Source organism: Actinomyces sp. 432 (genome assembly GCF_009930875.1).
Classification (GTDB): Bacteria; Actinomycetota; Actinomycetes; order Actinomycetales; family Actinomycetaceae; genus Actinomyces.
Genome location: NZ_CP025249.1, coordinates 609,748 through 634,047, shown reverse-complemented (window position 1 = coordinate 634,047; position 24,300 = coordinate 609,748). Strand labels below are relative to the sequence as shown.

The window sequence follows — 24,300 nt, the reverse complement described above, 5'->3', positions numbered from 1 at the left end:
TAACGGCCGGCATGTCGGAGCCCTGCACCAAACCCCAGTTCGTGATCGCCGTCCGGGCGCAGCTAACCGCGGCGCGAGCCACGGCTCGCCGGGCTGGGCGTATTCCTACGACTCGAACAGGCTGGTCACCGAGCCGTCGTCGAAGACGGCCTTGATGGCCCGCGCCAGCAGCGGCGCGATCGGCAGCACGGTCAGGGAGTCGAAGCGCTTTCCGGGCGCGATGGGAAGGGTGTCGGTGACCACGACCTCGCGGGCGCCGCAGCCGGACAGGCGCTCGACGGCGGGACCGGAGAGCACCCCGTGCGTGGCGGCTACGATCACGTCCTTGGCGCCGGAGGCGAGCAGTACCTGCACCGCCTTGGCTATGGTCCCGCCGGTGTCGATCATGTCGTCCACGAGCACGCACGAGCGCCCCTCCACGTCACCGACCACGCGGTTGGCCACGGACTCGTTGGGCCGAGTGACGTCGCGGGTCTTGTGGACGAATGCCAGCGGCGCCCCGCCCAGAGCATTCGCCCAGCGCTCGGCGACGCGGATACGACCGGCGTCCGGGGAGACCACGGCGGTGGCGGACAGGTCGACGCGCCTGCGGATGTAGTCCACCAGCACCGGCTGGGCCCACAGGTGGTCCCAGGGCCCGTCGAAGAAGCCCTGCTCCTGGCTGGAGTGCAGGTCCACACTCATGATGCGGTCTGCGCCGGCGGTCTTGTACAGGTCGGCCACCAGCCGGGCGGAAATGGGCTCGCGCCCCAGGTGCTTCTTGTCCTGCCGGGCGTAGGGGTAGAAGGGGGCGACCACGGTGATGCGCTTGGCAGAGGCGCGCTTAAGCGCATCCACCATGATCAGCTGCTCCATGAGCCAGTCATTGACGCGGTCCCCGTGAGACTGCATGACGAACACGTCGCAGCCGCGCACGGACTCGTTGAAGCGCACGTAGGTCTCACCGTTGGCGAAGTCGTAGGCCGTCGAGGACAGCACCTCGGTGCCGAGCTCCGCGGCCACGTCCTGGGCGAGCTGCGGGTGGGCCCGCCCCGAGACGACGACGAGCCGCTTCTCGCCCTTGGTGATGATGCCGGTCATGACGTGGTTCCTCTCTCGTGGCCGGTGCAGTCCGGTGATTCTGGGCTCGTGGTTCTTGCGCGCGGCAGTGGGACCGCTCAGGCGGTCACCCCGACGGGCGCCGGCTCCCCGCCTAGCAGGGTGAAGGGGGCTACGACGGCTCCCGCCGGGATGTTGGCGTCGGTCAGCACCGCGTAGGGGCCGACGACGGCACCCTCGCCCACCCGGGTGGAGCCGCGCAGTATGGCGCCCGGCTCCAGGCGGACGTCCCGGGCGAGCTCGACGGTGACGTCCACCCAGGTTCCGGCCGGGTCGACCACGCTGACGCCCTGTTCCATCCAGTTCGCAAGCACACGCCGATTCAGCTCTGCGCCGAGGGCTGCGAGCTGAGCGCGATCGTTGCAACCCTCGACCAGCCAGTGGTCGGTGACGGGCAGTGCGGAGGTGGCGCGTCCCTCACGGTAGGCGTGGGCTACCACGTCGGTGAGGTAGACCTCTCCCTGATCGTTGTCCGTACCCAGGGTGGTTAGGGCGTGGCGCAGGTGGGCCGCGTCGAACACGTACACGCCGGCGTTGACCTCGCTAACCGCGAGCTGCTCCGGCGTGGCATCGCGCTGCTCGACGATTCCGGTCACGGCGCCGGCGTCATCACGCAGGATGCGCCCGTACCCGGTAGGGTCGTCCAGCACAGTGGTGAGTACGGTTACGGCATCGCCGTGCTCGGCGTGCTGACGCACGAGGGCACGCACAGTGGCGGTGTCCAGGAGCGGCACGTCACCGCTGGTAACCACAACCGGGCCAGCCAGGTCATCCGGCAGAGCTGCCAGCCCACAGGCGACGGCGCGGCCCGTACCCGGGATCTCGTCCTGGTCTGCGGGCAGCGCATCCGGGGCGAACTCTGCAAGCTGTGCCACTACGGCATCACGCTGGTGGCGCACCACGACCACCAGGTGCTGCGGTGCGATCCCGCGAGCGGCGACTACTGCGTGCTCCAGCAAGCTGCGCCCTCCGATGCGGTGCAGCACCTTGGGCAGGGATGAGCGCATACGGGTGCCCTTGCCGGCAGCCATGACGATAACGGCGGCGGGGGATGTGGAAGCCACGGGTCCTCTTCTCAGTGGAACTCAAGGTGGGTCCAAGGCCGCTGGCGGCCCGGCGGCCTCATCCTACGTCGCCCCGCACCAGGTCCCAACCCGACTTGCGCGCCCCTGTGCCACAAGAGCTCGCCTCAAGGCGACCTCCCGCTCCGCCCCCAGGATTCGAACCCGGGCCTCAAGGCTCCAAAGGCCTGCGTGCTGCCTCTACACCAGGGCGGAAGAGCGCTGCCGACCAGACCAGCGGCCGGGCGCCGGGATAGTTTCTCATACTCTGACGCAGGCTTGGCCCCGCGCCCGTCGGCGCCGCCCGCACGAGGCGGTCACCCGCAGCCAGTCGCACAGGTACTGCCACCGGCGCCGCCGTGGCCGAGCGCACGCCGCACGCACCGCGTAACAACACCGATCCATGGCACCAACCGGCTATATCGCCGAGACGAATCAGCTATTGACACTCAACCGCGACCATCTTGTGCCCCTCGCAGATCAACCTTCAGCAAACCGGCGCCGGCTCGGCAACAATCCTGTATACTGCGCCCACAGCCTTCACGGGCACTGAGGCGCACAGACATTGAGGTAAACGAGATCACGGAGGTGAGATCCCCCGAACCGGCCCCGATCGCGCCGGTCCACGTTGTAGAATCACCCCAGACAGCGGGCCCGCTCAACGGCCAACTCCTGCTCGGCATGCGACGATGGGCGCATCGGAGCCGCCTTCGCCTCTCGCCGCGCCTGTACACACTATCCATCCAGATGCTTGGGAATCCGCCGGGCGGCAGATCCAATAATCAGACGTTAAGGGGCACCATGTACACGGACGACATCCTTACCCTACTGTGGAAACACGCCCCCCTAATTCTTATTCACACCGTCATTGGGGCCCTCATCGGGCTGGGCCTCGCCGCGCTGGGCTCACCCGTGTACGTCTCCACGGCCAGCGGCCTCGTAGCCGCGGAGGGCAACAGCGGCGCGAGCAGCGTGACGTCCGCAAACACGATCATCACCGCCGTTATGCCCACCCTGGTAAAGATCGGCACCTCCGACTCGGTGCTTACCGAGGTCTCCGAGTCCACCGGTATCGACAAGGCCGAGATTGAGCAGTCGGTCTCCGTGTCAAACACGGAGAATAGCCTGATAATTGAAGTGTCAGCCAAGGCCCCATCCCCAGAGAGAGCACAACGAATAGCCGCAGCCGAGATCGAGGCGATTCGCAAGATCATAGGCACGCTCTCGGTACGGGTCCAGGAAGAGGCCTCCCTCAATCTCACGGATGTCGACACTGCCTCCCTTCCCGCGTCGCCGTCCGCACCTTCACGAAAGCGAAACACGCTCTACGGCGGTATCCTCGGCGGGGCCACCGGGCTGGCCGTGGCGCTGGCGATCAACTACTCGCACCGTAAGTCTGAAGAAGCGGACGGCGAGGGGCCAGTTACGGCCGAGGACACCACCATTATCCGGGACGGCATCGGCAGCACCCGGCTGGGCTGAGCACGACTAGCGAGTGCGCGCGTACGGCGCCGTCGTCGGCCCGCGCAGCGTCGCCCGCAGGATGCCACGGCCACCCGCGGCACGGTGCTCATGCTGCGCCCGGCGCGCCTGGCGGTCACTGCTCGCGCCCAGGGAAGCCAGGGCGCGAGCCGAGCCGATCAGCCACAGCAGGGCGCCCCGGGCGGCGAACTCCAGGCGGCGCCCGGCGCGCCGCGGACCACTGGCATCCAGCAGCCGCACCCACGCCCAGGTCTCGGCGTTGCGTCGGGCCCGGTTGAGAACCCACTCGCGCCTGGCCCGCTCGGAGGGAATCGACTCGGTCACCACGGCCTCGTCGCACCAAATCAGTGCACCGGCGCGGGCGGCCAGCGCACGGGTGAAGAAAGTGTCCTCACCGCCGGTGAAAGCAAAGCGCGGATCAAATTCGAGGCCCAGTAGGCGCACCACTACTAGGTCCAGCAGCAGGTTGTTGGTGGCCGCACTGTGAACGGGTGTCCCGCTGGGGCGACGCACCCGGCGGAACACCGGCGCAGATGCCACCCACGGATCCGGGCGCTGCTCAAAAACCGGCTCCACCGGCCCCGTCACCGCGGCCGCCCCCGTCTGCCGGTACGTCGTCACCAGCGAGGCCAGCCACCCCTCGCGCGGCCGCTCGTCGTCGTCAATGAAGACCAGCAGATCCCGGCCGGAGGCCTCGCGCAGGGCGCGGTTGCGTGCCGCAGACAGTCCCGGCTCGGGTTCCACCACCACGTGCAGCCGCTCTCCGACCTGAGCCTGACCGGCAAGACGGTCACGGGCGCTTCCTGCGGCATCGTTATCCACAACCACCACCCGGGCACTGCCGCCGTCCAGGAGCTCCTCTACACCATCGAGCTGTGCCAGCAGCTGCGGCACCAGCTCCGCCACGCCCTCGGGCCGCCTATATGTACACACCGCCACGTCCAGGCTGATCGGCTGTGCGGGCATGGGGGCTCCCAATGAATCACGGGGGGTAGTCCACCTAGCGCGCAGACCACTCGTGCATGGCCCCGGCATAGTACCATCGCCCAAAGTGCATGGTCCGGCTGAGGCACCATCTTTGTACCGGCCGTCGCACCCCCAACTGGACTCGCTCAAGAAGACACGGCTGGCATGACAGACCTCTCCTCCACGGCAGTCATCGTCGTCAACTACGGATCGCACGAGCTTTTGGAGACTAACCTCGTCCCCCTCTCCCCCGGCGCTTTCGCCAGGGGTGGGGCGCCCAGGGTAGTGGTCGTGGACAACGCGACGACACCCGCCGAGCGCGCCGCCGTCATCTCCCAGGCGCGTACCCATGGCTGGCTGACGGTACTTCCCGACGCCAACCTGGGCTTCGGCGCCGGGGTGAACCGGGGAATCCGGGCCGCGCTCGACGCCGGCGCCGATACATTCGTCATCCTCAACCCGGACGCGACCATCGCCCCCGATCAGCTCGCCGCGCTTGTGGCGCATGTGCAGGCGGATCCGATGACGCTCGTGGCCCCCCTGATCGTCGACGCCGCCGATGATCCGGTCTTCTACGGGTATCGCGTGGACCTGACCGACGGCGCCACCCGGTCCCCGCAGGCCGCCCTGGTCGCGGGGCACCGGCACGCGGAGTGGCTGACCGGCGCCTGCCTCGCGGTCTCCCGTCGGCTGTGGGAGGCAGCCGGCGGCCTGGCGGAGGACTACTTCCTGTACTGGGAGGACGTCGACTTCTCCCTGCGCGTGCTGGCCGCCGGCGGGCGCCTGCTCAACGACACCGATATCGTCGCCCGCCATGTGGAGGGCGGCACGCAGCGCCCCAGCCGTGAGCCGACGGCCCCTGACGATGCGGTCGGCACCGATTCGGGTGAACGCTCAGGCGGGCAGCGCCACTCGGCCGCCTATTACTACTGGAACGTCCGCAACCGGCTGCTGCTGGGCACCCGCTGGGCGCGCCGCGGGGAACTGGCCCGCTGGGTGCGGCGCACCCCCCAGGAGTCCTGGCGGATCCTCCTGCGCGGCGGCCGCCGCCAGCTACTCACCCACCCCACCACCACTCTGGTGCCCGCCGTGCGCGGGGCAATCGACGGGCTGCGGCTCGTCCACCGGGAACGCTTCACCCAACGAGAGAGGCCTAATGACCGCTGATTCCACCGCCTCCGTCCCGCGGCCCGACCGACTGCGCATCGCCATGCTCGGCACCCGCGGCGTGCCCGCACGCTACGGGGGCTTCGAAACCGCCATCGAGGAGGTCGGTCGCCGCCTGGCCGAGCGGGGCCACCAGGTACTCGTCTACTCCCGCAACCCCGAACCGGACACGCCGCTGCCCCGCCTGCACCAGGGCATGCGGGTGGTGGAACTGCCGGCCCTGAGGAAGCGCTCCCTGGAGACGCTCTCCCACACGGCGCTGTCGATACGTCACCTGCTGGCACGCGTGCACCCGGACGTCGCCATCGTCTTCAACGCAGCCAACTCCCCCTTCCTGCCGGCCCTGCGCGCCGCCCGCATCCCCGTGGCCACCCACGTGGACGGCCTGGAGTGGCGGCGCGGCAAGTGGGGACCTACGGGCAGGCGCTACTACCGGGCGGCCGAGGCGCTGGCGGTGCGCTACTCGGACGCGCTGATCGCCGACGCCCAGGGCATCGCCGACTACTACGCCGATGAGTTCAAGGCGGATACGGACCTGATCGCCTACGGGGCGCCGCAGATCGCCGTCGGCACCGACCGCCTGGCCGAGCTGGGGCTGCAAGCCGGAGGGTTCCACCTGGTAGTGGCCCGCTTCGAGATCGAGAACCACGTGGACGTGATCGTGGACGGCTACGTCCGCTCGCAGGCACGCCTGCCGCTCGTAGTCGTCGGCTCGGCCCCCTACGCCAACGAATACACGGCCCGGATCGAGCAGCTGGCCGATATCCGTGTCCGCCTGCTCGGCGGCGTCTGGGACCAGGATTTGCTGGACCAGCTGTACGCGGGAGCCCTCATCTACTACCACGGGCACTCCGTGGGAGGCACCAACCCCTCACTGCTGCGGGCCATCGGCGCGGGGGCCGCCGTGGACGCCTTCGACGTGTCCTTCAACCGGGAGGTCCTCGGCGACGCCGGACGCTACTGGGGCACGGCCGCTGACGTCACCGCCCTGGTCGGCTCCGCGGAGGCCGATCCGGATGCGCAGGCACACCGCGGGGAGCTATCCCGCGGCCGGGCCGCCCTGTACGACTGGGAGCAGGTAACCGATCGCTACGAGGCGCTGTGCCGACGCCTGGCCGAGCAGGGGCCGCTACATCGGCGTCCCTCCGGCCGCAGGACGGGGGCGTTCCCCGCATGAGTGCTCCCGCCTCGTCCCGCGCCGGCTCACCCGCCTCTCCCCTGGTGCTGGTAGCCCACCCATCCCCGGACCTGTACGGCTCGGACTGGCAGCTGGTGGAGACCATCACCGGGCTGATCGAGTCCGGCTACCGCGTCAACGTCGCCCTGCCCGCCGACGGCCCGCTCGTCCCGGTGCTCAAGGGTGTAGGAGCGCGCGTCGCCGTCGTCCCCTTCACCGTACTGCGCAAGGCACTGCTGAGTCCCCGCGGCCTGGCGGGCCTGGCGGCGCGGGCGCCCGGCGAACTCGCCCGGCTGCGCGGCCTGGTCAAGGCCTGTGGCGCCGACCTGCTGCTGGCCAATACGGTGACGATCCCGTGGTGGCCGCTGGCGGGACGCGCAGCCGGCATCCCCGTGCTCTGCCACGTGCACGAGGCCGAGGACACCCAGCACCTGCTCATCCGTGCGGGACTGAACGCGCCGCTGCTCGCCTCCACCCGGATCGTGGCCAACTCCGAGGCGGCCCGGCGCGCACTGCTGTCCGCGCAGCCGCTGCTGGCCGGACGCACCCGGGTGGTGCACAACGGCGTGGCGGGCCCGCCGCAGCCGCCGACCCCGCTGCGGGTACGCGACCCCCTTGCGCCCCTGCGCATCGCCATGGTGGGCAGGCTGTCCCCGCGTAAGGGCGTGGACGTGCTCCTGGAGGCGGTCGCGCTGCTGCGGGCACGCGGAACGGACGCCTCCCTGGAGGTGGCCGGCTCGATCTTCCCCGGCTACGAGTGGTATGAGGCGCAGCTGCGCGAGCGGGCCGCCGCGCCAGACCTGGCCGGGCACGCCGACTTCCTCGGTTACGTCCACCCGACGTGGCCGGTACTCGACCGGGCGGATGTGGTCGTCGTCCCCTCGCGGCAGGAGCCCTTCGGCAACACGGCCGTGGAGGCGATGCACGCCGCCCGCCCGTTGGTGGCCTGCGGGGTGCAGGGTCTGAATGAGGTGGTCGACGACGGCGTCACCGGCCTGCTCGTGCCCCCGGACGATCCTCAGGCGCTCGCGACTGCGCTGGCAGACCTGGCCGCTAGTCCCGAGCTCGCCGCGCGTCTGGCCCTCCGAGCGGCGCAGGAGGCGCAGTCCCGCTTCAGTGTCGTCGGCTACCGTGCCGCCATGACCGCGGAGGTCGCAGGCCTGATAACCGCGTAAGCCCTGGACGCAGTCGGCTGCCGCTTCGGCGCGGCGGCTGCACTCTCCCAGCGTCGGCCATGAGCCCGCCGGTCAGCTGCGTAGCGCGGGCCTGAGTGGGTCACGTACCAGTCCGGAGCCCAGGCGCAGCTCCTCCACCAGCGGCTGGTCGGGGCGCTCGAAGGTCATGGCGTGATTCGCCAGGTGTATCGCCAGTTCCGGGAAGCTCGAGTACGCGGGGGCGATGAAGTGCTGGGAGGAGGCCAGCAGGTACAGGTCGACGATTGCCGAGCGCACGCCCGCAGTGGTGTTGTAGCCGCCCTTGTCACTAAGGGCGACGCAGCCGCCGAACCGGCTCATAAGGTGTTCCTGCGCCTCGGTGGTGTCACATGACAGGTAGAAGCCGACGTCGGGGAAGCGGCCGCGCACTGCGCGCATACGCTGCTCGAACCACTCCACCGGGGAGGACTGCAGGGTCTTGGCGTGGGAAACTGCGTGGGAGCGTACCTGCACCCCCACGTAGCGCCGCCCGCGCAGCGAGTCGTCAAAGACTCGCCCGACCCGCTCGGCGATCGCGTCAACCGGCGTGAGGGCACGGAACTCCTCGGTCCACGGGCGCATATCGGCGTCCCAGGTGATCGGCTGCCCGCCGGAGCGGATCTGCCACAGGCGCTCCCCGCGCATGGACCCTGTGATCGTCGTGGCACCGGGACCGTAGAAGCGGTGGATCGGCGAGACGGCCCGAGACGCCCAGCGGGGAACGCGGCTCCCGGCACTGAAGTGCCAGAGCTCATCCATGGCCGGGCCGAAGTAGCGGTCCGTCCCCCACACGTAGAGAAGTTCGCGCCCTTCTCGCTCGGCCAGGACCTGCGCCGACAGCAGCGCCCGCACCCGGTTGCCGAGGCCGTCCTGGCGGCCGGTGTAGACCAGCAGCGCCTTGGGGCCGGCAACCAGGCGGAGAGGGGACAGTAAAGAAGTCACCGTTGGCCTCGCAGTTCCAGGTACCATTTGGGCAGTGCCAGGAGCACATAGCCCGCGTAGCCGATGAGCATGAGCCCGTACACCCACAGGAACGCCGTCGGCACGAAGCGCAGCGCCAGCACCAGGCACAGCAGTCCGTAGTCGGTGGGCACGGAAAGCAGTGACTTCAGCACACCCGCGCGGCCCTCGTCCTTGGCCAGCGGTGTGCCGCCGGCGTAGCGCAGCTGGTAAGTGAGGATGTAGCTGAAGAAGTGGATGTTCTGTACCGCGCCGAAGGCCAGCGGCACCAGTAGCAGCGCCGGCGTCGGCAATTCGCCGAAGCGGAACAGCCCAATGGCGATGGCACCGTGAATCGTGGACAGCTTGATCACGTCGGCCACGTGGTCCAGCCACTCCCCCGCCTTCGAGCCGCCGTGGCGCAGCCGCGCCAGCTGGCCGTCGGCGGAGTCCAGCGCGTAGCCGAGCATCAGCAGCAGGGATGTGGCCACGCACGCGAGCAGGGACGGACTCCAAGTGGCCAGCAGCACAATGCCGGCATAGGTGCAGCAGGCGGAGATCGCCGTCACCTGGTCCGGAGTCATGCCCAGGCGGTGCGCTATTGCCGCCAGCAACCGTCCCACCGGCCGGTTGACTAGGCGCGAGTACAGCGGTGCCCCCGCCTTCGCCTTCTGCGCCGAGGCCAGGGAGCGGAGGTTCTCCCGGATCGTGGGACGGGTGCCGGCCTGAGGCGCCGAAGCACTCATACAAGAGCTCCAATCAGTAGTGCAACAGCGTAACAAGCTAGCACGCTCAGCCGTCGACGAGGCCGTGCGCGGCAAGCGCCTTGGGCAGTTCCCGGCGCCCGGCAATCCCCAGCGCGCGGTAAACACCGGTCAGGCGCAGCTCGACGGTGCGCACCGCCATGTACAGTTCGGCGGCGATCTCCTTATTGCGTTTGCCTTGGGCCGCCAGTCGCGCGACGCGTAGCTCCGTGTCAGTCAGCACCGGGGCGAGAGGAGTCGGCCCCGGCACCGCCCAGGCGTGCGCGTCCTCCGCCGCGCGACGGGCGACGCGCCGCCAGAACACGATGCCATTTACGTCAGCGAGCTCCGCGGCGCGGCCCTCCAGGACAGCTGCCGACGAAGAGGCATCGGTGGCGACTGCCAGTTCGGTGACATCCAGCCCGGGGCTGCGCCTAAGCCGTGCAGCGCAGGCCATGTGGGCGCGCACCTGCTGGACCGCGTTGCCGGACCAAACCGTGTCCAGGACCAGGCCGGAGATCAGCGGCACCGCCTGGGCGTCGTCGGCCAGCAGCACAGCGAGCAGCCGGTCATCGGGGTCGGCCTGCAGGGGTTGTCCGGTCCGCGCGCTGAGCCAGTCCGTCAGGCCGGGCACGCGCTGCAGCAGCGCGGGTTCGATCAGCACCATGTCGATGATGCTCGACCAAACCGCGCGCAGCCGTTCCCGCGGCACGCGCGCCGCGACTACAGGGCCGAGCAGGAGCCCGGCCAGAGTCCCGTCGCCGTCGGCCAGGCGTGAGGCAGCCTCAAGCACGCTCACCCACAACTGCTGCGGTGAGGCACTCGATCTGGGCAGTGCGTGTGCCATGGCGGAGCGCCAGGTGGATACGGTGGCACTGCCGCCGAACAGCATGGCGCTGTGCGCAACCATTGTCATTCCCATGCCGGCGAGTCCGACCCGTAACGGGACTCGGTAGCAATCGCCCTCCAGCTCCTCCTGCTCCGGGCGAGTCCAGCCCCGCCTGGCGGCCAGTACCGCCCGGACAGCCACCGCCTGGGAGTCGTAGAACGGGCTGACGCCGTCGAGCAGTGCCAGGGCCGAGTCCACCACTGCGGGGCGTTCGTCCGGCGCCTGCGCCGCGACCATCAGCGCGCATATGACGGCCTGCGCCCATTTGGCGACGTCTCCCCGAGGCGTGTCAGCGGGAATAACCGCGGACGTCCCTTCGCCCAGCAGCTGCGCAGCCTCATCGGGTCGTCCCTCTACCCGGGCCAGGAGCGCGCGGGCCAGGACGAGCACATCCGCGGCGGCCGGGTCGGCGGTCCCGGCCCCAGCGGCTTGAAGCAGCTGGGCCGCCGCGCGCAGATAGTGCCCGGGGCCCTCCACCTCACCCGCGATGTACTCCTGGGCGGCAAGCAGGACCAGGCAGCGCGCGGCATGCGCGGGGGCCGTGGCTCCGAGTTCCTGGAGACGCGCAACCAGCCTGCCGTCCTCGCCCACGCTCAGGCCCTCACAGCCGCGCGCAGCGATATAGCCTGCGATGACATCCGTCTCCTCCTCGGGAGACATCCCGGGCCGTCCCATCGCCTCGTACAGGCGGGAGGCCGCGGTCAGTGTGCAACCCAGCTGTAGGGCCAGCTGCCCCTGCAACCGGCCCAGAGCGGCCGCATGAGCGGGCGGCGCACTGTGTCCCGCGGGCTTTCGGCCCAGGGCCTGGATGATCCGCCCGGCGAGGCTGAGGCTGCCCCGCTGCAGCTCGGAGTCGGCGAGGGCGAGCAGGCGGTCCCGGTCATCCGCGTCGGCCGTACCAGCGTTGACGCGGTGCCAGGAGCGCTCGGGGCTGCCAGCGGCATAGGCGTCCGCCAGGGTGGCGTGCAGGTCACGCACTGCCTCGCGCGTCGCCGTCTCGACGACGGCACTCGTCGTCACAGTTGGGAGCTCACGGGCGGGATCCATGCCGGGCAGCAGGTCCGTCAGACCCTGCGGTGGCTCCGTGCCGGCGATACGGCGGACCACGTCTGCGTCAGGAACCAGTTGCAGGTGCAGGGCGACCAGCGCATTGCGCTCCTCCTGGGGCAGGGTGTTGATCTGCTCGGCGACTGTGCGGAGTGTCTGCGCCGATGCTGCCGGCATGCGCTGGGGAAGTTCGCGTCCCGCCAGCTGCTCCCCGGTCAGGCTGACTCCCAGCGCGCGGATATCCGCGATCCGGCCTTCCGCACTGCGGCAAATCCGGCCCGCCACCGCGGGGTCCACGTAGACCCCGGTCTCGGCGACCAGGAGCGCCCTGGCGTCGTCGGGCTCCAGCCTGCTTATTGACATGGAGAAGCAGGGCGGGACCGCAGGGGCCACGCTGACGCCTTGCGGGACCAGCACCACGATCGCCACCGGGGTGGCGGCAATCGCCGCCGTTACCTGCCGCAGGTACTCCGCGGGGAGGTCCTCGCACACCCGGTCGGCCACAATGGTTATCAGCGTCGGACGCCGGCATGCGGCGGCGAAAGCGCCTGCAGCCTCTGCCCGCGCGGGGAAGCTCGACGCGTCCTGGACCGCATTGCGCAGGCGTTCCAGCTGTCCACGCAGGCGGGTATCCTCTGGGTCCGCGCACAGGTCCTCAAACACTTGGTTGACGGAGGCGATCAGCAGGGCATCCGCGAGGCCGAGCTCAGGACGAGTGAGCAAGAGCGCGGCGGCCACGGCCACGTCCACCTCAATGACGCGTACGTCTTGCTGGAGTCCAGTCACGTCAGCCGCAAGCGTGGGACCGAGTGACCAGACCCCGGGGACTGACGGCGCCGCAACCAGGCACAATGAGCCCAGGCCGCGGTTCAGGCGCTCCGCAATCTCGCGCGCGATGAGGCGCCGCCGACCGAGTGCGTGCACATCGTCTCCTCTCGGAAGCCATGGCGGCGCTGCTACGACCCAGGAATGTCGTTACACCAACACTGCCGATGCGTTACTAGGTTGTCACCCTAGCAGGATTGCGCCCGGGACTCACATCGACACGGCCGGGCGCAGCCCCCACACCGACCGGCCCTGCCGCCACGCACCCGCAGGGCCCGCCGCCACGCGCCTGAAGGCCTCGCCGTCTGACACCCTCCGGCCGCCGAACCGGCCACGACCACGCCATCTCCGCAGGTCATGGCTAGCGTGTTGCATAAAGCTCGCAGTCCCGCCCCACCCCGGCCAGGACCGACGTCGCATGCTAGACTCCGACTGCTACACGCGGAAGCCTAACCTGACTGTTTGCAGGTTGTTACCAGCGTTTCCGTCGGCGTAGCCGCCACCCCGACCCAAGCCCGGTCCGCACCGGGTGAGCACATATAAGCAGTGATGAGCAGTATGGCCTCCAAGCGCACCCGGATGAGCGCGTCCGAGCGGCGCGAACAACTGATCACCGTCGCCCGCTCCCTGTTCGCCAAGAAGGGCTTCGAGGCCACCAGCATCGAGGAGATCGCCAATCGCGCAAAGGTCTCCAAACCGGTGGTCTACGAGCACTTCGGCGGAAAGGAAGGCCTCTACGCGGTCATCGTGGACCGCGAGCTCACGGCCATTTACACCACCATCACCCGAGCCCTGGAGTCCTCCTCCTCCGCCTCGGTGATCGTTGAGCGCGCCGCGCTGGCCCTGTTGACCTACATCGAGGAATCCTCCGACGGGTTCCGCATCCTGTCCTCCAACAGTTTCCACGCCACGGCCGACAACCACGGCTCGGACACCTACTCCACCCTGCTGGCCGACGTCGCCATCCAGGTCTCCGGCCTGCTGGCCACGCACTTCTCCGCCCACGGAATCAATCCGCGCACCGCTCCGCTGTATGCGCAGATGCTGGTTGGAATCGTGGCGATGCCCTCACAGTGGTGGCTGGACAACCCGGCGATGAGCAAGGAGGAGGTCGCCGCTCACATGGTCAATCTCGCGTGGAACGGGCTGCGGGCTATGACCCCCAATCCAACGCTGCGCGGTACCCCCGAAACCGGCGCATAACCCCGCACGGACCAGACCCACCCGCCCCGCCAAAGCATTCCAGGTCCTGCCGACTCCGATCCGGAGACGCCGCCCCGCAGCTTGTACCGGGATCAGCGCCTGGTGCTCCGCGCTTCACAAGGGGTTCCACCGCACCCGCAAGAACACCGTCACCACCCCCTCCGGGGCATCCCCACCACGCCCTCCGAGGCATCCCCACCACACCCGCAGAGCACTCCCACCTTCCCGATGCCCCACGCTCAGAAGGGACGCTCCATGAATCCGATCCACCGCTCGCTGCCGCTCGCGCTCTCTGCTTGCGTCTAGCAAGCCGACCCCTGGGCAGTTCCGCTTTGAGGGCGAGGCGGGGCCTGAGTGCCACCCCCACGGCGCCGTGCGGGCGGCGTCGGCGTCGGCCGGCTACAGACAACCACGTACGGACCACACCCACGGCGACGTGCGGGCCACGCGATACTGCGAGGGGCGTGGACCGGGCCGACTCGCTCGCGCACCCCCGGGGGTGACACATCGGCACTTCCCGCGCGGCGGCACGGCCCCCTTGCGACGCTTCGGCACTTCGCATGACGGTTCGGCACTTGGCACCAACGGTTCGTACCTTTCGGTGACGCTACGTACCCCTACCGCACCGTCACCACAGGGTACGAATCGTCGACCAGAACGTACGAACCGTCGCCACGAGGTACGAACCGTCGCGCCGGAACGTACGAACCGTCGACCAGAACACGCAATCAGCCGCGTCAGCACAGGCCCAAGCACCAACCACCGCTCCCCGCACGCCGCAAGCGCCGCTCCCCGCAGGCCAACCCACCCAGGCCCACACACGTACAAGCCAACACCCTGCGAACCACGACACCCGCAAGCCAGATGGGCTAGCAAACGAACCAGTCAGCAGCCGCCTTCGGGATCGCCGACGTCTACTCGTACTTGGGCCGCCGCAGAGGCAGTCGCAGACGATCCAACTGGACAAACGCGGTCCAAGCGAAGAGACACGGTCCAAGTATGCGGCTGGGCGAGCCAGGCTGAAGCTGGCAGCAGGAGAACGAGCACGCACAAAGAAGCACTACCGCTGGCACACGGGGACGCAGTCGACAGGCCCATTGCCTCCCAATCCGCCGCCTAGCACAAGCGGCGGGTACGCGGTCCAAGTGGACGGACGCCGTCCAAGTAGGCGGTCGACGAGGCGGGCCGGGGAAGCACTCTGGGAGCACTGCGCAGGCGGCGGTACCCTGAACGCCGAAGGATTACGAATCACTGTCGATTGTAACGGAAATGTTGCCCAATGTGACGCACGACCCTCATATGCTGCCGCTCAGCGATGCCGACCGCCAATAATCGTCTCAGAATTATCACATCAATCTCATACGCATGCCCAATTCTTTACATTCCGTAGCCCACCACTCCCTCACCGGCGACCCCGGGCGCATCCGCGCTATCGCGCGGATCGCGGACCTGCTGACGCGCCACCCACCCCGTGGCCACCACCGCGGCGGAGCCGTCACGGATACGCATCCCGGACCCGGTTTCTGTGTACCTGTTCACGTTCTCCCCCACCGGCTGAAAATAGGTAGTAGATTGACCAGAGAGCTCGATGAAAAAGCCCGCGCTCAGCGCCAAGCACAGCACGACGGCGGACTATGTCGGGACTTTTAGCAGCGCTCGGCGCTTCCATCACAAGTTTCTTCCAGCAACGGCAGTAAAGTCATTGGAGTCGTCTTGACCAGCCCGCTCAGCGCAGCCCCCACCCCGCAGCCCGCTGGGCAGCGGGAGCGGTCCGGCGGCAAGGCTCGATTTCTGCCGCCACTGGAGTCCCCACTGTTCACGGCCTGGCCCACCATGCGTCAGGACCTGCTGTCATGGGTGTTCCTCGGTGACCTCACTGCCGTAGTGCTGCCGATCTGGGTCGCCGCCATCTGCCTGGCCTGGGAGCCCCTGCGGCTGCTGCACGCCTTCATCGTCGGCGCACTGATGGTGGCGATCGCCTGGATGGCAGGGGCGCTGGGGGTCGACGTCGTGGACCAGGCCCGCTCGGGCGCCGGCCGCGTCACCCTGGCCGCTGCGGTAACCGCTCCGGTGGCACTCCTACTGGCCCAACTGCTCACTCCGCAGCTTTCGGCGCTGTCTGTGCTCGTGCCGCTGTGCGCCCAGCTGACCCTGTCCCTCCTCGGCAGATACACCGAGAGTCGGTGGCTGCGGGCACGGCGCACGGAGGGGCGCGGCCTACGGCGCACCCTCATCGTCATGGGCCCCGGCGCCGAGCCCATCCTGCGCGACCTGCGCTCCCACCCCGCGGACGGCTTCCTCATTGTGGGCTACGTCTCCTCCAGCACCAATCGCTCCCATGCCGCCGCCCGCCTCGGCAGCGTGGAGGAGACGAACGCGATGATCACCTCCGAGCGCATCGACGTCGTTATGACGCTCGGGGGCGTGAGCCCGGACGACCTCGTAACCCTCATGCGCGGCCTGACCTCAACCGGTGCTCGGCTCGTGGTCGCCCCCGGCCTGCAGGACGTGGTTCCGGGGCGCATGCGGGGACTGCCGGTTACGCACGGCTGGACCGGCCTGATCGACGTGAGCCTGCGCCGCACCCGCCTGCTCGCCAAGGAGATCTTCGACCGGACCGCAGGCACCGTGCTGCTCGTGCTCTTCTCCCCGCTCTTGGCTGCGGCCGCCATTGCCGTCCGCCTGGACTCCCCCGGCCCTGCCTTCTACCGCCAGACCCGAGTGGGCCAGGACGGCTCGCCCTTCACGCTCTGGAAGCTGCGCTCGATGCGAACCGACTCGGACGCCCGTCGCGAGGCCGTGGTCAAGGCCGGCGGTGACGCGGGCAACGAGGTTCTGTTCAAGAATCGAACCGATCCGCGTATCACCCGCGTGGGCCGCTTCATCCGCCGCACCTCCATCGACGAGCTGCCACAGCTGATCAATGTGGTGCGTGGCGAGATGAGCCTGGTGGGCCCGCGCCCGGCGCTTCCCAGCGAGGTGGCCGAGTACGACGCCGAGGCCCGCCGCCGCCTTCTGGTCAAGCCCGGTCTTACTGGCCTGTGGCAGGTATCGGGACGCTCGGACCTTTCATGGGACACCACGGTCGCGCTGGACCGGCACTACGTCGAGAACCGGGGCGCCCGCCTGGACGCCAGCATTTTCCTGTCAACCTTCAAGGCCGTCGTCGGCGGCAAGGGAGCGTACTGATGATCACCGGATACGTACCCGGCGGCTTTGACATGCTGCACATCGGGCATCTCAACATCCTCAGCGCGGCCGCCACCCGCTGCGACCGCCTGATCGCCGGCGTGGCAACCGACGAGTCCCTGGAGCGCATGAAGGGCCGCGCCCCGATCGTCCCCCACGACGAGCGCATGGCGCTGGTTGCCGCGCTGCGGGTCGTGGACGCCGTGGTGCCGGACTTCGACCAGGACAAGCGCCTGGCCTGGCAGCGTGAGCCCTTCGACATCCTGTTCAAGGGCACCGACTGGCAGGACACCGAGAAGGGAGACCTGCTGGAGCAGCAGATGGCAGAGGTGGGCGCCACCGTCGTCTACCTGCCCTACACGCCCACGACGTCCTCCAGCATGCTGCGCCGCATGCTCGCGCAGGAGGTCGCCTCACACTCCGGAACCGCCGCCAGATGAAGGGCGTGCCCGCACCGATGAAGCTACGCCGCCTGGGACGCCGGGACCTGTCCCGGCAGCGGCGCAAGCGCCTTTCCGCCGCCCTGGCCGGCCTGGCAGCACTCACCCTGGGAACAGCCGCCTGGATGCATGACGGCGTCCCGCAAGCGGACGTCTCCCTGAACGACGGCGGCGTATGGGTCACCAGCACCAGCGAGCACCTGGTAGCCAGGCTCAACTACCCGTCGAAGCAGATCGACGGCTCCATCCGCACCGCATCGGCGGACTTCGACGTCACCCAGAGCGGTGAGAACGTGCTGGTGCCCGACCTGGCGGCGGGCGCAGTCGCCTCAGTGGATCCGACCGCGGTGGCGCTGTCCGCCGGTACGCAGCTGCCCAGTAGCGTGAGCGTGCTCCAGGGCGCCGATCGAGTCTTCGCCGTGGACTCCGGCGCCGGCACGGTCACCGGCACCACCGTCGGCGCCGTCGACCTGCTGACGGCCGCGCCCACCCTGATCGAGGACGCCCCCGGAGCGGTGGCCGTGGCCGGCACCGACGGGTCGCTGCACGCGGTCTCCGCCAAGACCGGCACCCTGACTACCGTTCCCGTCGAGGCCTCCGGCTGGGGCAAGTCCTCCACGCGCACACTGAACCTGACCGATGCCACGGACCTGGCCATAACCGCCGTCGGGAGCCGCGCCGTGGTCCTGGAGCGCGGCACCGGCATCCTGCACCTGCCCGGAGGCTCCACCACGGACCTGGGGGCCTCGGGACTGGTACTTCAGCAACCCGGCCCCGACGCGGACGCGGTCCTGGTCGCCTCTCGCACCGCCCTGATGTCCGTTCCCCTGGACGGCTCGCCGATCACCACCGTCCCCGCCTCCGCCGACGACGAGGCCGCCGTCGGCGTACCCGCTCAGCCGGTGCGCCTGGGAGACTGCCTCTACGGCGCCTGGTCCGGTTCGGGGCACTTCCTGCGGCAGTGCGGAGGCGACACCGAATCCGTCAGTGACGCCGCCCTGGCATCCTCCTCCCGGCCCGTCTTCCGCGTCAACCGGGATGCGATCGTCCTGAACGACATCACCCACGGCACGGTATGGCTTCCCGATGAGAACCTGGTGCTGGTGGAGGACTGGACCGACATCACCTCCCAGACGGATGACCAGGCAGATGACAAGGACGATTCGGCGGAGACCTCCGACTCCCAGTCCCAGCCCGAGCGCACCGAGGAGAATCACCCGCCGCAGGCCAATGACGATTCCTTCGGGGTGCGTCCGGGCCGCTCCACGGTGCTGCCGGTGCTCGCCAACGACTCCGACCCGGACGGGGACGTACTGACCGCCGAGGCCGGTGACACGGGCACGGCTCAGGTCACCTCCGCCCAGTCCGGGTTGGCGCTGCGCATCGACACCCCACCGGACGCCACGGGCACCTACACGATCCCCTATACCGCGTCGGACGGACGCGGTGGCGCCGATTCCGCCGTCGCCACGGTGGAGGTCCACGACTGGAGCGTCAACGCGGCGCCCGAGCAGACCTCCACCCCCACACTGGTGATCGCCGCGGACGCCTCCGGCTCCCTGGACGTGCTCGGCAACTGGCTCGATCCCGACGGCGACACCCTCTACCTGGTATCCGCCCAGGGCGAGGGCTTCGACGTGCGCACCACCAACGAGGGCACGGTCAACGTGCGGGACACGATCAGCACGCCGGGTACCCGCACGCTCACCGTGGTGGTTTCCGACGGCCAGCAGGCCGCATCCGGGACCATCAACGTGGACGTGCAGGCAGCGGAGTCCGTCGCACCGGTGGCCAACGCCGATCACGTGCGCGTGGTCTCCGGAGCCTCCACCGTGGTCTCCCCACTGGATAACGACGTCTCCCCCACGGGCGACCCGCTGATCCTGGCGGGCTTGCAGGAGGCGCCCGCCGGGACGAGCCTGGAGGTGAACCAGCAGGCCGGCACCTTCACCTTCACGGCCGAGCACGCGGACACCTACTACATCACTTACGACGTCACCTCCGGCTCAGCCGTCTCCCACGGGATCGTGAGGATCGACGTCGTCGAGCCGGCGGACCCGGATGTGCCCCCGGTGACCGAGAATGACACCGCCCTGCTGCGCGAAGGCGGCTCCACCACGGTGGCTCCGCTGAGTAATGACTTCGATCCGGCCGGCGGGATCCTGGTGCTGCAGTCAGCGAGCGCGCCCTACGACTCGGGCGTCACCGTGACCGTCGTGGACCACTCGCTGCTGCAGGTGTCCGCGGCCGGAACGATCGGGCAGAGCGTGGAAGTGGAGTACACCGTCTCCAACGGGACCGCCTCCGCCACCGGTCACATGACCGTCGTTCCGGTTACCACCGCCGAGCTGCAGATGCCGATCGCCGGCGCCGACTCCGCCATCGTGCGCGTGGGGGACGTGGTGACCATCTCGGTGCTGGACAATGACACCTCCCCCTCGGGCCTGGCGCTGAGTGTGGCCGATGAGCTCGGCGTGGCCGGCGCGGATCTGGGCACCGCCTGGACCAGCGGAGACGTGGTGCGTTTCAAGGCCGCGGATACTCCGGGCCGCACCACTCTGTCCTACACCATTGCGGACACGGCCGGGCAGACCGCCTCCGGCCAGATAGACATTGAGGTTCGCGCGCGTGACGACGCCGCCAACGCCGCCCCCAGCCCGCAGAACCTGGAGGCGAGCACGGTGGCCGGCTCCGCGGTGACGATCACCGTGCCGCTGGACGGCATTGATCCCGACGGCGACTCGGTGAGCCTGGTCGGGCTGGACCAGGCCCCGACGTCGGGAACCGTCGAGGCCTCCTCCACCTACCTGACCTACACCCCGCACGAGGGCACCAGCGGCACCGACACCTTCACCTACACGGTGAAGGACCGCTTCGAGGCCCGCTCCACCGGGACCGTGCGCGTGGGCGTGGCCGCGGCGCCAACCACGAACACCGCCCCCGTAGCCACCGACGACCTGGTGGTGGCCCAGCCCGACCGTACCGTCGTCACGGATGTCGTCTCCAATGACTTCGACGCCGACGGCGATCCGCTCACCCTGGATGACACCCCCGTCAGTGATGACCCGGCGCTCACCCTGTCCGTGCGCTCCGGGCGCGTGGTGGCCGAGCTGCCCCGCGAGGAGGGGGTCTACACGGCTCACTACCGGGTCTCCGACGGGGAGGGAGGTATCGACGTGGGCACCATCACCTTCCAGGTGCTCGTCGACGCCCCCCTGCTCAGCCCGATCGGCGTGGACGACTACGTGACGGTGGACCAGGTGGACGCGGACGGCATGGCGCTCGTCTCCGTGCTGGACAATGACCAGGACGCCGACGGCTCCCCCTGGGACCTGACCGTTACCACCGAGGACACACGGGCCGAGGTGATCGACTCCTCGATCCGAGTCACCGTCGGCAGCGAACAGCGCCTGGTGCTGTACACGATCACCGACCAGGACGGGCTTACCGGCAATGCCGTCATCGTGGTGCCATCGCGGCAGGACCTGCGCCCACGACTGGACTCGACCGCGATCCCGGTGCGAATTCCGGCGGATACCACCACCGCCGTGAACCTGGCCGACTACATCCTCACCCACGCCGATACGACCCCCACCATCACCGATGCCTCCACAGTGCGCACCGGCACCGGGCTGGACACGGCCGCGGTCACCAATGGCGGTGAGGGCCTGGACCTGACACCGGCTGAAGGCTTCTCCGGGCAGACGTCCGTGACCCTGACGGTGACCGACTCCGCGGGGGACGCCGCCCTGTCCTCCACCCTCACCCTGCCGGTGGTGGTGGAGGCAACCTCCAACACGCCTCCCGTATTCACTCCCACCGGGATCTCGGTGGCCGCAGGCGAGGATGCGGTCACCGCGGAGCTGTCCGCCATGACGCAGGACGCCGACGGCGACGAGCTGTCCTTCTCGATCGGCTCCGCCCCCGCCGGCTTCACGACGTCGCTTTCCGGCTCCACCGTCACGGTAGCCGCCGACGCCGGCACGGCCGTGGGAACCACCGCCGCGCTGCCGGTGACGGTGGACGACGGGAACAATGAGCCGGTCACCGGCGAGCTGCCGCTGCAGGTCACCGAGTCCAGCCGGCCACTCATGACGACCGCGCCGGCCACTCTCTCCTCCGACGGCTCCCCCGTGAGCATCGACGTCGCCACGCTGGTAACCAACCCGTTCCCTGATCAGCCGATCACCTTGTCCGGCTCGCCGCAGGTCACCTCCGGCACGGGAGAAGTGACCGCCTCCGGAACCACCCTCACTATCACCCCCGGAGCCGGCTTCGTCGGCCGCCTGGTAGTGGTCTACGAGGCACTGGACGCCACCGGCTCCGCCGCGCGCGCGGTAACCGGCACGGTCACGGTTACCGTCACCGCGGTACCGGACGCACCCACCGGCGTGTCCGCCAGCCCATCCGGCATCAGTGCTATGAACGTGTCATGGACACCGGGAGCGGATAACGGCTCGCCGATCACCGGGTACACGCTCACCGAGACCGGCGGGGCAGGCTCCTGGAACTGCGCCGGCTCCCCCTGCGCCGCCACCGGCCTGACGCCCGGCGGCACCTACTCCTTCCAGGTGGTGGCCACCAACGCGGTGGGCGCATCCGCCCCCTCGGCCGCCTCGGCCCCGGTGACGCTGACCGTCACCCCAGACGCACCCACCGGCGTTAACCTCAGTGGCGGGAACGCCTCCGTGACGGTCTCCTGGGGCGCCGCCGCCCCATCAGCGGGGTTTCCATCACCTACGAGGTACAGCTGTTGCAGGACGGCAGTGTGGTTTCCAGCCAGGCGGTGTCCGGGACCTCGGCGGCGTTCCGCTCATTGAAGCCGGGCAGTTACACCGCCCGCGTGCGTGCGGTAGTTTCCGGCTCCGGCCAGTCCGCTTGGGTCTCATCCGGCGCAACGGCCACCGCCTACAGCGCCCCAGGTACCCCGGGCAGGCCCAGTGTGAGCTGGGACGGAAGCGGAAGCAAGCTGAACATCAGTTGGGGCAGCGCTGCAGCAAACGGAAACGCAGTCACATACACCGTGTCAATTACCGGATCAGTGGTACAGACCGTTCAGGCCGGTTCCAGTACCTCAGTGACCGTACCGGTATCCCTGGGCACCGGCACGCACAGCGTTTCAGTCACGGTGAAGGCCGAGAACCAGGCGGGCTCATCCACCTCCGCAACCGGCTCAACGAGCTTCCGCATCACCGGCAAGCCCAAGGCACCGTCGGCACCGGTGGCTGCGGCCAATGGCACCAGCCAGATCAGGGTGACCACGCCCTCCACTCTCGCCGCCGATAACAACGGCTGGCGTGCAGGCGAGCTGGAGATCGAGTACCGGCTCGTCGACTCCGCCGGGAACCAGGTAAAGGGCTGGGACGATGACAACACCTCCTTCTCCGGCCTGACTCCCGGCGCCACCTACTACGTGGAGGCCCGTGTGGTTGTCGATGACCAGGAGTCCATCGCCTCGGCCACGGTGCGTTCAAACGCGGTCACCCTGCCCAAGCCGTCTGTTGCAGTCGGCACCCAGAAAACGTTCATGATCAACACCTCCGTCCCCGAGTCCACTTGCACGCAGCAGGATCTCAATGAGACCGGCTTCGCGGCGAATCGCTGCTGGAAGATCGTGGTAGACGTGTCGGGCTTCAATCCTGACAGCACAGTTTCTTGCAACTACGACTACCGCGATACCGCAGACGGACAGACCAAGAACTACACCGGGTCCTTCACGGTTGACTCCCAGGGCGGCGGCCGCCACGTGTTCCCCCACCGCAGCCCGAACGCTGATCGACAGATCACCTGCACGCAGCAGTAGATCATGAGTCATTCATCTATCCAACTCGGTTGCGTCACAGACGCAGCCTGTGGTCTCCGTGCAAATTACCATGACACGGACCGAACCTCATTAAGGAGAACCCCACCACATGTCCATGACCCAGGAGAACGCGACCTGGTTCGCCGAGACCTTTAACAAGGTAGTAGACAATGTCGGCGAGGCGCTGCTCGGCAAAAAAGACGTAATCCGACTGGCGCTGACCACCATGCTCTCCGAGGGACACCTCCTGCTGGAGGACGCGCCCGGCACCGGCAAGACAGCCCTGGCGCGAGCCCTGGCGGCCAGCGTGCAGGGCAGCCACTCGCGTATCCAGTTCACCCCGGACCTCCTGCCGTCCGATATCACCGGCGTGACCATCTTCAACCAGAAGACCACCGCCTGGGAGTTCCACCCGGGTCCGATCTTCGCCTCCGTGGTCCTGGCCGACGAGATCAACCGGGCCTCCCCCAAGACCCAGTCGGCCCTGCTTGAGGTGATGGAGGAGTCCACGGTCACCGTCGACGGCGTCCGCCACGAGACCGGACGACCCTTCATGGTCATCGCCACCCAGAACCCGGTGGAGCAGGCCGGCACCTACCGCCTCCCCGAGGCGCAGTTGGACCGCTTCCTGATGAAGACGTCCATCGGCTACCCCAGCCGCGAGGCCCTGACCCGCATCTTGGCTGGATCAGACAAACCCGACCGGTCCCGCGGCCTGGACACCGTGATCACCTCCGGCGCGATCGCCTCCATGGCTGACATCGCTGCCCAGAACCACGTGGAGGACTCGATCTTGGACTACATCGGCGCCCTGGTGGAGGCCACCCGCGAGTCCCCCGACACACTGCTGGGTGTGTCCACCCGCGGCGCCATCGCCATGGCACGCGTCACGCGCGTATGGGCCGCCGCCCAGGGGCGCCCCTACGTGCTGCCCGATGACGTCAAGGAGCTGGCGGAGGTGGTGTGGGCGCACCGACTGGTCATGGACCCCGACGCCGAGTTCTCCGGTGCCACCGCAGCCGGGGTGATCACCCGCGCCCTGACCGACGTCTCCGCCCCCACTACCCGCTGAGCCCGC

General features: G+C 68.9%; 16 protein-coding genes and 1 tRNA gene. 10 read left to right on the top strand and 7 right to left on the bottom strand.

Annotated elements, in window-relative coordinates:
* Positions 1–105: 105 nt before the first annotated feature.
* The 3 genes from CWT12_RS02575 to CWT12_RS02565 form a co-directional block, all read right to left on the bottom strand.
* Entirely contained in the window at positions 106–1,080 is a 975-nt protein-coding gene (locus CWT12_RS02575; RefSeq protein WP_161923585.1) for a ribose-phosphate diphosphokinase, read from the bottom strand.
* A gap of 77 nt (positions 1,081–1,157) precedes the next feature.
* Positions 1,158–2,162: a bifunctional UDP-N-acetylglucosamine diphosphorylase/glucosamine-1-phosphate N-acetyltransferase GlmU gene (locus CWT12_RS02570; RefSeq protein ID WP_161923584.1), complete on the bottom strand. Its 1,005-nt coding sequence runs from the start codon at positions 2,160–2,162 to the stop codon at positions 1,158–1,160.
* Between the two features lie 141 nt (positions 2,163–2,303).
* Positions 2,304–2,375: transfer RNA gene (locus tag CWT12_RS02565), tRNA-Gln, on the bottom strand.
* 585 nt (positions 2,376–2,960) lie between these two features.
* Here CWT12_RS02565 and CWT12_RS02560 point away from each other — a divergent pair.
* Positions 2,961–3,641, top strand: a complete 681-nt coding sequence (locus tag CWT12_RS02560; RefSeq protein ID WP_161923583.1) for a YveK family protein — start codon at positions 2,961–2,963, stop codon at positions 3,639–3,641.
* A 6-nt stretch (positions 3,642–3,647) separates the two neighbouring features.
* Here the strand turns inward: CWT12_RS02560 and CWT12_RS02555 are convergent, their stop codons facing one another.
* Complete coding sequence (locus CWT12_RS02555; protein WP_161923582.1) at positions 3,648–4,607, bottom strand: glycosyltransferase family 2 protein; 960 nt, start codon at positions 4,605–4,607, stop codon at positions 3,648–3,650.
* A 165-nt stretch (positions 4,608–4,772) separates the two neighbouring features.
* On the opposite strand from CWT12_RS02555, the gene CWT12_RS02550 reads away from it, so the two are divergent.
* The 3 genes from CWT12_RS02550 to CWT12_RS02540 are packed head-to-tail and all read left to right on the top strand — an operon-like array spanning position 4,773 to position 8,126.
* A complete protein-coding gene (locus tag CWT12_RS02550) occupies positions 4,773–5,774 on the top strand; it encodes a glycosyltransferase family 2 protein (RefSeq protein ID WP_161923581.1) in 1,002 nt (333 codons plus the stop codon).
* Entirely contained in the window at positions 5,764–6,951 is a 1,188-nt protein-coding gene (locus CWT12_RS02545; protein ID WP_161923580.1) for a DUF1972 domain-containing protein, read from the top strand. The genes CWT12_RS02550 and CWT12_RS02545 overlap by 11 nt, the downstream gene beginning before the upstream one ends.
* Complete coding sequence (locus tag CWT12_RS02540) at positions 6,948–8,126, top strand: glycosyltransferase family 4 protein (protein ID WP_161923579.1); 1,179 nt, start codon at positions 6,948–6,950, stop codon at positions 8,124–8,126. The genes CWT12_RS02545 and CWT12_RS02540 overlap by 4 nt, the downstream gene beginning before the upstream one ends.
* A 72-nt stretch (positions 8,127–8,198) precedes the next feature.
* Here the strand turns inward: CWT12_RS02540 and CWT12_RS02535 are convergent, their stop codons facing one another.
* From CWT12_RS02535 to CWT12_RS02525, 3 genes are read right to left on the bottom strand one after another with little or no spacing between them, the layout of a single operon-like run.
* Complete coding sequence (locus tag CWT12_RS02535) at positions 8,199–9,086, bottom strand: hypothetical protein (protein ID WP_237564277.1); 888 nt, start codon at positions 9,084–9,086, stop codon at positions 8,199–8,201.
* The gene (locus CWT12_RS02530) at positions 9,083–9,829 is read right to left on the bottom strand and encodes a CDP-alcohol phosphatidyltransferase family protein (RefSeq protein ID WP_161923577.1); all 747 of its coding nucleotides are present in this window, start codon (positions 9,827–9,829) and stop codon (positions 9,083–9,085) included. Before CWT12_RS02530 ends, CWT12_RS02535 begins: the two co-directional genes overlap by 4 nt.
* 46 nt (positions 9,830–9,875) lie before the next feature.
* Positions 9,876–12,686, bottom strand: coding sequence for a helix-turn-helix transcriptional regulator (locus CWT12_RS02525; protein WP_161923576.1), 2,811 nt, complete (start codon positions 12,684–12,686; stop codon positions 9,876–9,878).
* 459 nt (positions 12,687–13,145) lie between these two features.
* On the opposite strand from CWT12_RS02525, the gene CWT12_RS02520 reads away from it, so the two are divergent.
* The 6 genes from CWT12_RS02520 to CWT12_RS02500 all read left to right on the top strand — a co-directional run bounded on the left by CWT12_RS02520 (position 13,146) and on the right by CWT12_RS02500 (position 24,294).
* The gene (locus CWT12_RS02520; RefSeq protein ID WP_202616301.1) at positions 13,146–13,790 is read left to right on the top strand and encodes a TetR/AcrR family transcriptional regulator; all 645 of its coding nucleotides are present in this window, start codon (positions 13,146–13,148) and stop codon (positions 13,788–13,790) included.
* Between the two features lie 1,713 nt (positions 13,791–15,503).
* Positions 15,504–16,979 carry a sugar transferase gene (locus CWT12_RS02515; RefSeq protein WP_237564276.1) on the top strand — a complete coding sequence of 492 codons (1,476 nt, stop codon included), beginning with the start codon at positions 15,504–15,506 and terminating at the stop codon, positions 16,977–16,979.
* Complete coding sequence (locus tag CWT12_RS02510; RefSeq protein WP_161923574.1) at positions 16,979–17,419, top strand: adenylyltransferase/cytidyltransferase family protein; 441 nt, start codon at positions 16,979–16,981, stop codon at positions 17,417–17,419. The genes CWT12_RS02515 and CWT12_RS02510 overlap by 1 nt, the downstream gene beginning before the upstream one ends.
* A gap of 5 nt (positions 17,420–17,424) precedes the next feature.
* Positions 17,425–22,239 carry a fibronectin type III domain-containing protein gene (locus CWT12_RS02505; protein WP_237564275.1) on the top strand — a complete coding sequence of 1,605 codons (4,815 nt, stop codon included), beginning with the start codon at positions 17,425–17,427 and terminating at the stop codon, positions 22,237–22,239.
* A gap of 257 nt (positions 22,240–22,496) precedes the next feature.
* On the top strand, positions 22,497–23,222 hold the full coding sequence (locus CWT12_RS13755; RefSeq protein WP_237564274.1) for a hypothetical protein: 726 nt from the start codon (positions 22,497–22,499) through the stop codon (positions 23,220–23,222).
* A gap of 109 nt (positions 23,223–23,331) precedes the next feature.
* Complete coding sequence (locus CWT12_RS02500) at positions 23,332–24,294, top strand: AAA family ATPase (RefSeq protein WP_161923573.1); 963 nt, start codon at positions 23,332–23,334, stop codon at positions 24,292–24,294.
* Positions 24,295–24,300 lie beyond the last annotated feature (6 nt).